10 protein-coding genes are annotated in these 12,281 nt (G+C 70.1%); 2 read left to right on the top strand and 8 right to left on the bottom strand.

Annotation, left to right across the window (positions count from 1 at the left end):
* The first annotated feature begins 125 nt into the window (after window positions 1-125).
* Window positions 126-854: a DUF2382 domain-containing protein gene (locus GF068_RS25000; protein ID WP_170319660.1), complete on the top strand. Its 729-nt coding sequence runs from the start codon at window positions 126-128 to the stop codon at window positions 852-854.
* A gap of 12 nt (window positions 855-866) precedes the next feature.
* On the opposite strand, the gene GF068_RS24995 is transcribed toward GF068_RS25000, so the two are convergent.
* The 8 genes from GF068_RS24995 to GF068_RS24960 all read right to left on the bottom strand — a co-directional run bounded on the left by GF068_RS24995 (window position 867) and on the right by GF068_RS24960 (window position 11,537).
* Window positions 867-2,870: a sulfatase gene (locus GF068_RS24995; RefSeq protein ID WP_153821974.1), complete on the bottom strand. Its 2,004-nt coding sequence runs from the start codon at window positions 2,868-2,870 to the stop codon at window positions 867-869.
* A gap of 57 nt (window positions 2,871-2,927) precedes the next feature.
* Window positions 2,928-3,500, bottom strand: coding sequence for a hypothetical protein (locus GF068_RS24990; protein ID WP_153821973.1), 573 nt, complete (start codon window positions 3,498-3,500; stop codon window positions 2,928-2,930).
* A 158-nt stretch (window positions 3,501-3,658) separates the two neighbouring features.
* A complete protein-coding gene (locus GF068_RS24985) occupies window positions 3,659-5,599 on the bottom strand; it encodes a sigma 54-interacting transcriptional regulator (RefSeq protein ID WP_153821972.1) in 1,941 nt (646 codons plus the stop codon).
* 95 nt (window positions 5,600-5,694) lie between these two features.
* A complete protein-coding gene (locus tag GF068_RS24980) occupies window positions 5,695-7,470 on the bottom strand; it encodes a HEAT repeat domain-containing protein (protein WP_153821971.1) in 1,776 nt (591 codons plus the stop codon).
* A gap of 241 nt (window positions 7,471-7,711) precedes the next feature.
* A complete protein-coding gene (locus tag GF068_RS24975; RefSeq protein WP_338046558.1) occupies window positions 7,712-8,554 on the bottom strand; it encodes an SDR family NAD(P)-dependent oxidoreductase in 843 nt (280 codons plus the stop codon).
* 10 nt (window positions 8,555-8,564) lie between these two features.
* Window positions 8,565-9,713, bottom strand: a complete 1,149-nt coding sequence (locus GF068_RS24970; protein WP_153821970.1) for an NAD(P)/FAD-dependent oxidoreductase — start codon at window positions 9,711-9,713, stop codon at window positions 8,565-8,567.
* Window positions 9,714-9,725: 12 nt separating this feature from the next.
* Window positions 9,726-10,550 (bottom strand): 3'(2'),5'-bisphosphate nucleotidase CysQ family protein, encoded by an 825-nt coding sequence (locus GF068_RS24965; RefSeq protein WP_240807378.1) that lies wholly within the window; start codon window positions 10,548-10,550, stop codon window positions 9,726-9,728.
* A gap of 36 nt (window positions 10,551-10,586) precedes the next feature.
* On the bottom strand, window positions 10,587-11,537 hold the full coding sequence (locus tag GF068_RS24960) for an aldo/keto reductase (protein WP_153821968.1): 951 nt from the start codon (window positions 11,535-11,537) through the stop codon (window positions 10,587-10,589).
* A gap of 104 nt (window positions 11,538-11,641) precedes the next feature.
* On the opposite strand from GF068_RS24960, the gene GF068_RS24955 reads away from it, so the two are divergent.
* Window positions 11,642-12,271: a hypothetical protein gene (locus GF068_RS24955; RefSeq protein WP_153821967.1), complete on the top strand. Its 630-nt coding sequence runs from the start codon at window positions 11,642-11,644 to the stop codon at window positions 12,269-12,271.
* The last annotated feature ends 10 nt before the right edge of the window (window positions 12,272-12,281 follow it).

The raw sequence follows: 12,281 nt of genomic DNA, 5'->3' as shown, positions 1-12,281 counted from the left end.
CGCGTCCCCAGGCGTGGCGCCGCTGTCGAGGCATAACCATTGCAATTCCACCGACGACGGTCGCCGCGGGGCACGCCCGCGAATGCGATCGGGCGGTCGCAACCCTTTGCATGAAAGGTCGCGTCATGGCGAACCCGTTCGTCGGTCAGGTCCGGGAGGGCATGGAAGTCTGGAGCGTGGATGGGCACAAGCTCGGCAAGGTGGTGTCGATCCAGGCGGACAGCTTCCTCGTGGAGAAGGGCTTTTTCTTCCCGAAGGATTACCTGATTTCCTGCGATGTCATCGCGGAGGTCCGCGAAGGCAAGATCGTGCTCTCGCAGCGGCGGGAGGAGCTCGGGATCGAGAAGGGGATCCTCGAGTCGGTGGGCCTCGGCGGCGGGCAGAAGTCCCAGGTCGAGCCGCTCCAGAGCGCGCTGCGGCTCGAGGAGGCCGAGCGGGCGAGCGAGGCGGCCCGCGTGACGCTGCACGAGGAAGAGGTGCAGGCGACCACGCACACCGAGCAGGTCGGCGAGGTCCGCATTCGCAAGGAGGTGGTGACGGAGGAGCGGCACCTCTCGGTGCCCGTATCGCGCGAGGTGGTGACGGTCGAGCGCCTGCCCGCCACGGCCGAGGGCGTCCAGGCGTCGGCCGCCGGAGGGACGGCATTCCGCGAGGAGGCGGTCGTGGTGCCCATTCGCGAGGAGGTGGTCGACGTGTCGAAGCGCCCGGTGGTGACCGAGGAGATCCGGGTGTCGAAGGCGACCGAGCTCGAGGAGCAGCCCGTGAGCACGACGGTCCGGCGGGAGGTGGCGGAGGTCGTCTCGGAAGGAAATGTGGACGCGACCGAGATACCGCTCCGCAAGACCGGCACGTGACGAGCAGAGGCGTCAGTCGCGCGCGCGGAGCGACGCGGCGAGGAGCTTCGCGAGCCGCGCCGCCTCGTCCGCCCGCTCGTCCGCGAGGTTCGAAAGGCCCGCGGGATCGGCGTCGAGGTCGACGAGCACGCTCCGGCGCGCGCGGACGTCGAACGAATAAAACCAGGGGAGCTCGACGACGCCCATCTCCACGGGGATCGAGGTCTCGGCATAACCCACGTTCTCGAAGAATATCGGCCTGGAGGAGAGGCCCTCGTGCTGCAGCGGGCGGCCGGGGAGATCGCGGGCGGAGGCGCCGGCGGCGGCGAGGAGCGTGGGGGCGACGTCGAGGTGCGAGACGGCCGCGGGCTCGATATGCGGCGCGATCCCGGGGAAACGCGCGACGAAAGGAATGGTGATGTGGAGGGGATGCGCGAGGCCGTGGTGGACGAGGCCTCGCTCGCCGAGCCCCTCGCCGTGATCGGCGAGCACGAGCAGCGTGGTCGCGCTCCAGCGTGGTGAGGCGCGCAGGAAGGCGAAGAGGCGGCCGAGCTCGGCGTCGACGAGGCGGACGGCCGCGGCGTATCCGGCGGGGATCGGGGCGGGGAGCATCGCGTGGTCGTGCGGCTCCATGAAATGCAGCCAGGCGAAGAGGGGCGCGCGGCGGTCGGGGCGGGAGGCGATGCGGGTGAACGCGTCGACGATGTCCGGGGCGCGGAGCGGGGCGCGGGCCGGGCCGCTGTCCTCGAGGACGCGGGAAAAGCCGAGCGCGACGGAGGGGTAATACGAGACGAGCCGGCCGCCGACGAGGGCGAGGGTCTCGTAGCCGACGGCGCCGAGGCGGCGCGCGAGCGTGTCCGTGTCGGGGGAGAGGGGCGCCGCGACGCTGCTGCGCACGCTGAGGTGGACGAGGTCGCGCTGGTGCTTGCCCGTCATGATCTGGGTGACGGCGCCAATCGTGGCCGGTGCGGCGGCGAAGGCATTGCGGAACACCACGCCCTCGGCGGCGAACGCGGCGAGGGCGGGCATGTGTACATCGGTGAGCCCGGCCGGGCCCAAGAGGCGATCGGCGCGCAGGGTATCGATGGTGACGAGGACGATATCGGGGAGGTTCGTCCGCTCGGTCGAGCCGGTCGGGATCGGCAATGGTTTGTCCTCGGCCGACGCGGTCGTGGGCGGCGGGGTCATGGCCAGCGTGACCGCGTGCGCGACGTCGTCGGCAAAGGGCTCGGGGCGTACGCTCGGGAGCTCGCGCAGGACGGCCGCGGGCAAGGTGCGGCCCATGCGGAGCAGGTGGTAGGCCCGCGCCGAGGTGCCTTGCATGGATATCGTGACGACCCAGGCGAGCCCGCCGACGGCCGCGCCCATCTGCGCGGCGCGGGGGATGCGGCGGACGGTCGCGAGGCAGGCGAGGCCGGCGAGGGAAAACGAGGCGGCGAGCAGCGCGACGTAGGTCTGCTGCGCGTGCGGGGCGCGCAGGAAGGCGAAGATCGCGGCGAGCTCGCCCGCGGCGCAGAGCGCGAGCAGGGCCCAGCGCCGGGGCGCGAGGAAGGACCAGGCGACCGCGACGGCGCGCCGCGCGAGCCCGAACACGAGGGCGCCGGCCGCGGCTGCCAGGACGACGCCCGCCGCGACGAACGCATGCCGCTTGAGCGTGGCCGGGAGCATGGTCGCCCGGTTTGTCAAGGTTATGACCACGAAGGACAAACCTGCCAGGAGGAGGAGCGCGGCCACGCGATCGACGCGCCGGGCGCGCCCCTCGGGGGAATCGGGGGCGAGGGCCGCGGACGCGGGGTCGAATTTCCGAGCGAGCAGGGCCGCGAGGGCGAAGCCGAGGCCGCCGAGCAGGCCCGCGCCGAGATGAACGGCGCCCGCGGCGGCGATCGCGCCCGCGACCTCGCGCAAAGGCGCGGGCGGCGTGCGGGAGCGGAGGACGAGCAACGCCGCGTCGACGGCCGTCGCGCCGAGCCCCCCGGCGGTCCCCACGGCGAGCGCCGCGAGCAGCGTCCGCGAGGCAGGCGTGGGCGAGGTCGTCATGAGGGGTCGGCGCGTGGAGCGAGGCGAAGCGGAGGAGCGAGGCTGCCGCGGCGCAGATTACCCTTCGCCGTGCCCGCTCGACGACGAACGCGGGGTGGCCGGGATTCGCACGGTGGCCGGCGTGGGCGTGCGCGTGGTGAGCGGCCCGCGAAAGCTCGGCGGCGTCCCCGCGCTCGGAGGAGCTCCGACGCTCGCCGGCTGCGCGCTGATCGGCGCCCCCTGCTCGGCGCGACGCTCGATGATCTCCCGCAGCCGCGCGCGCTCGGGCAGCGTCACCACCTCGCCGAGGAAGAGCTCGGCCTCGCGGACGTCGCGGAAGGTGCGGCGATGCGGGTGGAAGGCGTCCCGGAGGATTCGCTGGATCTGGAGCGAGAGCGTCGGGCTCGCGCTGAGGACGAGCGCCGCGCGTAGCAGGCGTGGCTCGTTGCGCATCGTCGCGACGTACGCCTCCACCATGTCCGGGGGGAAGACGTTGGCGTCGGTCATATCGACGAGGACGATGTAGTTGCCGACCACCGACTGGAGCATCGCGTCGTGATCACGCCGCCAGCTCATCGCTTCGCCCTCGCCGACCGGGGACCAGAACCGGACCTCGATCAGCCTGCCGACGTGGCTCTCGATGCTGTACATCGTTCGGACGAAGTGTAACCGAGTTGCGCTTTCCCCTCAAGGCCGGCGTGCGCCGCGGGCGGGCCTCGACGAACGGGCCGAGGGCGCGGCCGAGGGGTGAGGCCGAGACGGATCGTGGAGGGACAAACCGGCGGGGTTGTCCTGGCAATACGCTCGGCTCAGATGCCGTATTGGCGGAGCTTTTTGTGCAGGCCCTCGCGGGTGATGCCGAGGGTCTTGGCGGCGTTCGTCTTGTTGTTGTTGTGATCGCGGAGGGCCTCGAGGAGGAGGTATTTCTCGACGACGTCCATCATGTCCTTGAGCGTGCCGCGGGTGACGCCGGCGCGGTTGACGAGGCCCTCGACCTGACGGATTCGCGGCGAGAGGAGGTCGGGCGTGGCGAAGGCGCCGGGATCGAGCTGGATCACGATGCGCTGGACCTCGTTCTGGAGCTCGCGCACGTTGCCGGGCCAGTCGTAGGCCATCATCAGCTCCATCACCTGCTGCGCGAAGCCGCCGACGTGCTTGCCGAGCTCCTCGGCGTACCGCTTCAAAAAGTGCGAGGCGAGCAGCGGGATGTCCTCGCGGCGCTCGCGGAGCGGCGGCAGGCGGATCGGGAACTGGTTCAGGCGGTAGTAGAGATCCTCGCGGAATCGGCCCTTCTTCACCTCTTCTTCGAGGTTCCTGTTCGTCGCGGTCACGATGCGGACGTTGACGTGCTTCGGGCTCGTGGCGCCGACGGGGCGGATCTCGCCCTCCTGCAATGCGCGCAGGAGCTTCGATTGCAAGGAGAGGGGCGTCTCGGTGATCTCGTCGAGGAAGAGCGTGCCGCCGTCGGCGATCTCGAAGAGGCCCTTCTTGTCCTCGGTCGCGCCCGTGAACGAGCCCTTCTTGTGGCCGAAGAGCTCGCTCTCGAGCAGCGTCTCGGCGAGCGCGGCGCAGTTCTGGGCGACGAAGAGTTTGTCGCGGCGGTTCGAGGTGTAGTGGATACGCGCCGCCATGACCTCCTTGCCCGTGCCGGTCTCGCCCTCGAGCAGGACGGTGACGCGCGTGTTCACGACCTTCTGGAGCTGCGCGAGGACGCGCTGCATCGGCTCGCTCTGGCCGATGATGACGACGTCCTTGCCGCCGCGGCGCTTCTCCTCGCGGCCCTTCAGGAAGGTGTTCTCCTTCTGCAGGCGCTCCTCGGCCGAGACGAGGCGCTTGATGAGGCGCGCGTTGGCCACGGCGAGCGAGGCGTTGTACGCGAGGACGCCGAGCAGCTCGACGTCGTGCGCGTGGAGCATGCCGGGCGCGCTGCGGTTGTCGATCTGGAGGACGCCGATGATGTCTTCGCCGCGGAAGAGGGGGACGCCGATCGTGCTGCGGATGGAGGCGCCCATGATGGACTCGGTGCGGCCGACGTCGGTGGGCGCGTCGGCGGCGAGCACGGCGGCGCGCTCCTTGACGACCTTGCGGTAGACGCTGCGCGCGACGGGCACGGGGCCACGCGGAGGGCCGCCCGCGCCGCTCGCGAGGCGCACGCGGGTCATGACGGGCACGTAGGCGACGGCGCCGCGATCACCGCCGTCCTCGTCGTCGCGCAGGATCACGGTGACGTGCGTGGCGCTCGGGACGAGGAAGAGCGCGGCGTCTGCGACCTCGATGAGGACCTGATCGAGATCGCTGCCGGCGGCGATGCGCTTCTGCGCGGCGTAGAGCTTGCCGAGCTGGTTCGGATCCCGCTCGAGCTTGGCGGCGGCGGGGACGATCTCCTCGATGGGCTTGAGCTGCACGACGCGGGCCTTGTCGCCGTCGCCTTCGAGGCTGACGCGCAGCGCGGCCACGTTGTCGCCGGAGCCGAGCTCGACGACGTCGCCGGACTCGAGCTCGACGGGCCCGGTCTCCGGCGTCACGCGCTTGCGCTCATCGCCGCGCACGAGCGTCGTCCCGTTCGTCGAGCGGTTGTCGTGCAGGAGCGCGCGCTCGGCACCGACGACGATCCGCGCGTGTTCTCCGGAGACGTGCTGGTCCTCGAGCACGACGTCGTTCGAGGGCGCGCGTCCGATACGAACGACCTCCTCGCCGACCTCGAACGTCCGCCCCGCGAGGACCCCCTGCGTTACCTCCAGCACCAGCATAAAGCGGCCGGATACTACGCCTGGATTCACCGTGCAGAAAAACAAAACCCCCCTCTCCGGTGGAAGAGGGGGGTCCGGCGTCCGACGCGCGTTTGTTACTGGCCGCGCGCGTTCAGGCGGTAGATGACCGTCTTGAAGGGGTTGACCGCGGCGATCTTGTTCGAGTCCTTCGTCGCCTCGGCCTCGTCGACCATCTTCTGGAGCTGGCCCGCGATCGTCGCGTCGCCCTTCGCGGAGCGGCGGTCGATCACCTGGACCGAGATGAACTTCGTGGCGGCGTTCGTGATCTTCGGCAGGAGCTCGACGAGCTTCGGCCGCGCGGCGTCGCCGCCGAGCACGCCGACCATGTACGCGCTCTTGATGCCGATGAACTGCTTGTCACCGACGTGCGAGTTCGGATCCGCGAGCTTGCCGAAGTAGCAGTCGAGCTTGTCACCGCACTCCTTCAGGAGCTCGGTGGCCATCTTGTATTCCTTCTCGAAGCCCTTGCCGAGCGTGGAAGGCTTGTTGTCGGGGCCGGTGGTCTTCGAGTTGAAGAGCTTGTCGACCTCGGCGACCTGGTCGGCCTTCATGAGCTTCGTGACCGCGAGGAGCGTCGAGGCGCGCATCGGCTCGAGGTCGGCGTCTTCGCCCTTCGCGTCGAGCGCGTTCTTGACCATCCACGGCACGAGGCTCGCGTCGAAGAGGTAACCCATCGTCTCGAGGAGCTGCTCGCGCGCGCCGACGCCGGGCGGGATCGTCATCGTGATCGAGGTCTTCTCGTAGACGCCCTGCACCGCCTTGAGGGCCGTGTCCGAGGTCGGCAGCTTGAGCAGCTCGCGGGCGATGACGACCTTGCCGGTGTCGTCGGCCTTCGCGATCGCGTCGATCATGGGCTGCACCGCCTCCTCGCGGCCGATGCTGCCGAGGATGAGCGCGGCGGGCGCGACGTACGCGGTGTCCGCCATCTTCTTCGCGGCGTCCTGCACCTTGCCGTCCGCGCCGGTGTTCGCCTTGAGGAACTCGCCCTTGGCGTAGTCCATGAGCTCGCTGTCGCCGCCCTGGAGGAGCTTCACCGTCGGATCGATCGAGGGCTTGCCGATCTTGATGAGCGCGTAGATCGCCGTCGCCTGCGCGTCCGCCTTCACCGGCGAGAGCACGATCTTGATGAGCGGCTTGACCGCGCTCGCGGCCTTCAACTGGCCGAGGATCTCGGCGCAGGTGATCTGGTGGTAGAACTCGTCCTTGAGGACGTTGATGTCCTTGCGGTCGGCGATCGGCTTGCCGATGATCGTGGTGCACTGGCTCTCCCACGAGGGATCGGCGAGATCGAGCAGCGCGTCGTGCACGTCGCGCGTGATGAGCGACGCCTTCGGCTTCGAGTGGCGGAGCTTCGTGAACGCCTCGAAGAGCGGGCCCGCCGCCTCCTTCGCCTTCATCGGCCCGACGCCACGCGCCGCGGCGCGGACGTCTTCTTCCGTGCTGTCGGGCTTGTAGTCCTTCAGCGTCTTGATGAGGCACGGCGCGCCGCGGGCATCACGCGCGTCGGAGAGGAACTTGACGACCTTCGACTGCGTCTTCTCGTCGAGATCACCGGTCGCGCAGAGCTGCGACATCGGCTCGACGATCTTGTCGAGCAGCGGCTTGACGTTCGGGCCGTTCCTGTCCTTGTTGTCCTTCGTCATCGCGTCTTCGAAGAACTGGACGAGGCGGCTCACGGCAGGCACGCGCGTGGCCGGATCCGAGAGCTTCTTGACGTGCGTCGCGGGATCATTCTCGTCCCCGCCACAGCCAACGACGGCGCTCGTCGCGACGGTCACCCCCGAGGCGACGACGGCCCCCAAGAGGAGCGAGCGAAGGGTGGGGTAAATTCGGCGTGCATTGCGGAACATGTCTTCCTCCGGCGTTCCCTCAGAAGCGGCTTCGGCACGGCGGGCGTGCGCTGGACTGGCCCCAGATGCCCCCCGCATCACGACGACCACGGCGCCACTCAAGAGCGGAAACGAATGACAGCGCGATGCCGAAGACGAGTGAGCCGATTCCCCCGGAGGCCAAGTCCCCCGGATGACTGCAGAAAGCGACCCAGCTAGCCTGCGATCTCGCGCAGCACGCTATTCGTGGTCGCTCGACGTGTCAACGAACCCGCGAAAGCGAGAGCGCTCGGCGGAGCCCCAGCGCGAATAAACGGTCAGGCATCACACCGCGTAGGGTCGTCATCGCGAAACCGTCGCGACCCACGATCGTCCGGAACGGGGGGGAGGGCTCTCCGACGAGGCGGCAGAGGGTCCGACCCACCTCGTCGGGGGGCGGGGCGCGCCGCGCTCCATCGAGGGCGAGCGCCTCGACCCTGCGGATGAGCGCGGCGTAGGGGCCCTCGGCGGCGACGTGCGCGCCGCGCTTGAGGTTCTCGAAGAAGATCGGCGTGCGGAAGGTGCCGGGCGCGACGACGAGCACGTCGATCCCGAAGGGCTCGACCTCCCAGCGGAGCGCGTCGCTGAAGCCCTCCACGGCGTGCTTCGAGGCCGCGTAGATCGAGAGGCAAGGCATGGCCACGCGGCCCGAGGTGCTCGACACGTTGATGATGCGGCCGCGGCCGGCGCCGCGCATCGAGGGGAGGATCGCGCGCGTGGTCGCCATGAGCCCGAGCAGGTTGGTCTCGAGCTGGAGGCGCACGTCCTCTTCGGATTGCTCCTCGAACGGCCCGCCGATGGCGATCCCCGCGTTGTTGACGAGCGCGAAGAAGGGCCCGTACTTCAGGACGAGCTCGCGGATCTTGTCGCCCGCGGTCGCGGAGACGACGTCGAGCTGCTCGACGTCCACCCGTACGCCGCGCGCCCTCGCGGCCCGCTCGAGCGCCTCGCGCCGGTCGATGTCGCGCATCGTCGCCACGACCTTGTGCCCCGCCGCCGCGCACTCGATCGCCGCGGACAAACCGATGCCGCTCGACGTCCCCGTGATCAGGACAAGCTCGCCCACGGGCCCGAGTCTACCCGATAATCATCGACTCCGAGAGGAGCTTGCCTTCGGCGAACCTGCGCAGGTTCCAGCGGTCGAAGAGGGGCAGCTTCGTGCCCTCGGCGATGTGCTGCGCGAGGAGCTTGCCCATCACGGGCGCCATCATGAAGCCGTGGCCCATGAAGCCGGAGGCCTGGTAGAACCCCTCGATCGTGTCGACCTCGCCCACGATGGGGTTCGCGTCCGGCGTGAGGTCGTAGCAGCCCGCCCACTGGCGCAAGACCTTCACCTTGCCGAGGAGGGGCACCGCCGCCGTGAGGGCGCGCGCGTAGAGCGCGAGGAACCTGTGGGACGATCCCATGTCGAGGCCCTCGGGGACGTCCTCGTTCGAGATGCCTCCGACGATCTCGCCGCGCATCGACTGCGAGAAGTACAGGCCGTTCGAGAGGTCCGCGACGAGGGGCTTGAGCCAGGGCTTGAGCGGCTCGGTCGAGCAGATCTCGTGGCGGTGCGGGCGGTTCGGCAGCTTCACGTCGAGCAGGGCCGCGACGAGCGGGCTCCACGCGCCGCAGGCGTTGACCACGCGGCGCGCGCGGATCGTGCCCTTGTTCGTCACGACGCCCTCGATCCGCGAGCCACGCGTCTCGAAGCCCGTCACCTCGGTGAAGGTCTCGATCTCGACGCCGAGCCGCTGCGCGCCCTCGGCGTACCCCCAGACGAACGGCCACGGGAAGACGACGGCGTCGTCGGGGTTGTAGCTCGCGAGCAAGACGCCCTCGATGTCGAGCTCGGGCACGATGCGCTGCGCCTCCTTCGGCTCGAGCAGGCGCGTCGCGAGGCCACACTCGTTCTGCAGGGCGACGCTCTTCTCGAGGTTCTTCCGCGCGCGCTCGTTCCGGACGAGGAAGAGGTAGCCGCCCTGGCGGAACCAGACGTTGATCTTCATCTCGGCCGCGAAGTCGCGGCACATGCGGATGCTCTCCTGCATGAGCCGGATGTTCTCCTCGCTGCCGAACTGGGCCCGCACGCCGCCGCCGTTGCGGCCGCTCGCCCCGCCGCAGAGGTAGCCCTTCTCGACGACGACCGTGTCCGTGATGCCGTGGTTCTTCGCGAGGTGCCAGGCGACGGAAAGGCCCATGATCCCGCCCCCCACGATCACCACGCTCGCTCGCTCGCGCATGCTGCGCAGAGCCTAGCGCAAAGCGGTGAGGGCTTCGATCACGGTGTCGAACAGCGCGGCGTTCGTCGCGACGAGGCCGTTCTCCAGCGCGAGCCCGCCGTAGGCGTAGTCGATCGGATCGCCGTCGAGGTCCGAGAAGCGGCCGCCCGCGGCGACGAGGATCGCCTCGGGAGCGCAGGTGTCCCAGAGCTTCGCGCCGCTGCCGCCGTGTACGTAGATCTCGGCTTCTCCCGTGGCGACACGCGCGACCTTCACGCCGACCGATCCGCACGGGACGATGCGGCGGACGCCGAGCCGCTCGGCCACGGGCTCGACCAGGCGCGGGCGGTGCGAGCGCGAGACCATCATCGTGGCCTTCGTGGGATCACGCTGATCCGTGACGCAGAGCGGGCGGCGCGCGCCGTCCGGGCCCTCGACGAAGGCCACGGGGGACGAAGAGACGCGGCCGCAGAGCGCCTCGCCCGATTCGGGCATCACGACCACGCCGAGCGCGGCGCGGCCCGCGATCGCGAGGCCGATCATCACGGCGAACTCGGGGTTCCGATCGGCGAACTCGCGCGTGCCGTCGAGGGGATCGACGAAGAAGACGCGCTCGTGACGGACCATCTCGCGCGCCTCGGCCAGGCTCTCCGGCGGCGTCTCCTCGGCGATGATCGGGACACCCGGGAACACCTCGGCGAGGCGCGCGCAGATGAGCGTGTTCGCCTCGCGATCGGCGCGCGTGACCGGATCGTTCGGGCCCTTCATCTCCACGGCGAAGGGCGTCCGGTAGACCGCGCGGACGATCTCCGCCGCCTCGCGGGCGATGGAGAGCACGGCCTCCAGATCGGTATCCATGCTGGCGCTCTCCATGGTGCCTCGGCGCTCGCTCCGTCAGACCTCGACGCCGACCGCCTTGAGGCGCGCGGCGAGCTCGACCATCACGGTGTCCTTGAGGTACGGCGGTTCGCCCGCCTCGCGCTCGAGCTGATCGAACTGGGCGACCGAGCGGGGCCCGACGATCGCCGAGGAGACGAGCTGGTTCGCGAGGACGAACCGGAGCGCCACGCTGCGCAACGTGCCCACGTCCTCGGCCTTGGCGAAGGGGCGGAGCGCGTCGAGCTGCTGGATGCGCTGGGCGAGTTCTTTGGAGTTCCAACGATCGGCGCGGTGGTCGCCCGCGTAGAACTCGCGCTCGGGGCTCCAGTGGCCGGTGAGCAGGCCGTGGGCGAGGACGCTCCGCGCGAGGACGCCCGTGCCGTGCTCCTTCACGTCCGCGGAGAGCGCGTGCAGGTCTTTGGCGAAGAAGACGTTGTAGGCGAGCTCGATGACCCTGGCGCCCGCGCGGATCGCGGCGCGCCCGACCTCGACCGATCCGACGCTCACGCCCCACGCGCGCACGAGGCCGCGCTCCTCGAGCTCCTTCATGAACGCGACGGTCTCGGTCTTCGCGAGCGCGTGTTCCGTCGGGTTGTGGAGGAGGACCACGTCGAGCGGGCTGCGATCGAGCCGCTCGCGTGAGCGCTCGAAGGCGACGCGCAGGTAGCTCGGGTCGAAGCGCTTCTGCGCGGGCGAGGCCTCGAGGTCGGTGCCGATCTTCGTGACGACGTAGGTCTTGTCCTTGGGCAGGCGCGCGCCGAGCTTCTTCTCCATCGCGCCGCGGCCGTAGACGTCGGCGGTGTCGAAGAGGTTCACGCCGGACGCGACGGCGCGATCGAGGACGCGATCGACCTCCGGCAAGACGACGGGCCCGTAGCCGTCGCCGGAGAGCCCCCACGTGCCGAGGCCGAGCTCGGAGACTTCGAGGGAGGTTTTGCCCAGAGGCCGCTTTCGCACGGGCTGCATTTACAACGTACGGAGGTGTCCGTCCATCGTGCATGGCAGATCACGCGCCGCGCGCGCACTCCCGATCGAGCCGCCCCGGAACCAGGAAGGTTTACGAGGGAACCATGGCGAAGGAGCCGTTTTTCGCGTCGAGGACGGAGGGGGAGAAGGCCTCCGCGGGTCGGGATGTGGAGGCGGCAGAGGGCGCACACAAGGCGCTCGAGCTCGTCGCGCTGCGTGGCACCGAGGTGCTCGGCGTGCGCCACGTGCTCGAAGGCGGCGCGTGCTGGATCGGGCAGGCCCCGGACACGCTCGCGCGGATCCCGACGGCGGAGTACGGAGGTCAGGCGATCGCCGTGGCCGAGGTGAGAGAGGGGCAATTCACGCTCCACGTGCCGCCGCGCGCGCGAGGACGAACACACGGAAAAGACGGGCTCGGCCGGCTCGTGATGGGCCCGGTTTCGCTCGAGGTGGAGGAGGGCGATCGGGCGGTGATCGTGCTCGGGCCGGTGCAGATCCGCGCGAGGCTCGTGGCGATCGAGGCGACGGGCAAGGAGCGGGTGCGGATCCCGAGCGAGACGCGCCGCCTGCTCACGGTGATGGGCGCGCTCTACGTGACGGCGCTGGCGCTCTGCGCGGCGATCGCGCCCGCGCGGCCGGAGCCGCTGCCACAGGGCGCGATCCGGCGGGCGATCGCGACGGTCACGGAGACCTTGGCGAGCGTGAACGCCACGCATCGGCTGGACGGACCGTGATCCGCGGAGC

The sequence above is a fragment of the Polyangium spumosum genome, assembly GCF_009649845.1.
Taxonomy (GTDB): domain Bacteria; phylum Myxococcota_A; class Polyangia; order Polyangiales; family Polyangiaceae; genus Polyangium; species Polyangium spumosum.
The sequence above is the reverse complement of the archived record's forward strand: the minus strand, read 5'-3'. Positions and strand labels throughout refer to the sequence as shown.

Excerpts from the sequence above, each read along its gene's own strand:
- GF068_RS24960 (WP_153821968.1), bottom strand. The coding sequence starts at position 11,537 with ATGCAGCCCGTGCGAAAGCGGCCTCTGGGCAAAACCTCCCTCGAAGTC.
- GF068_RS24990 (WP_153821973.1), bottom strand. The coding sequence starts at position 3,500 with ATGTACAGCATCGAGAGCCACGTCGGCAGGCTGATCGAGGTCCGGTTC.
- GF068_RS24995 (WP_153821974.1), bottom strand. The coding sequence starts at position 2,870 with ATGACGACCTCGCCCACGCCTGCCTCGCGGACGCTGCTCGCGGCGCTC.
- GF068_RS24965 (WP_240807378.1), bottom strand. The coding sequence starts at position 10,550 with ATGGATACCGATCTGGAGGCCGTGCTCTCCATCGCCCGCGAGGCGGCG.
- GF068_RS24970 (WP_153821970.1), bottom strand. The coding sequence starts at position 9,713 with ATGCGCGAGCGAGCGAGCGTGGTGATCGTGGGGGGCGGGATCATGGGC.
- GF068_RS24955 (WP_153821967.1), top strand. The coding sequence starts at position 11,642 with ATGGCGAAGGAGCCGTTTTTCGCGTCGAGGACGGAGGGGGAGAAGGCC.
- GF068_RS24980 (WP_153821971.1), bottom strand. The coding sequence starts at position 7,470 with ATGTTCCGCAATGCACGCCGAATTTACCCCACCCTTCGCTCGCTCCTC.
- GF068_RS24985 (WP_153821972.1), bottom strand. The coding sequence starts at position 5,599 with ATGCTGGTGCTGGAGGTAACGCAGGGGGTCCTCGCGGGGCGGACGTTC.
- GF068_RS25000 (WP_170319660.1), top strand. The coding sequence starts at position 126 with ATGGCGAACCCGTTCGTCGGTCAGGTCCGGGAGGGCATGGAAGTCTGG.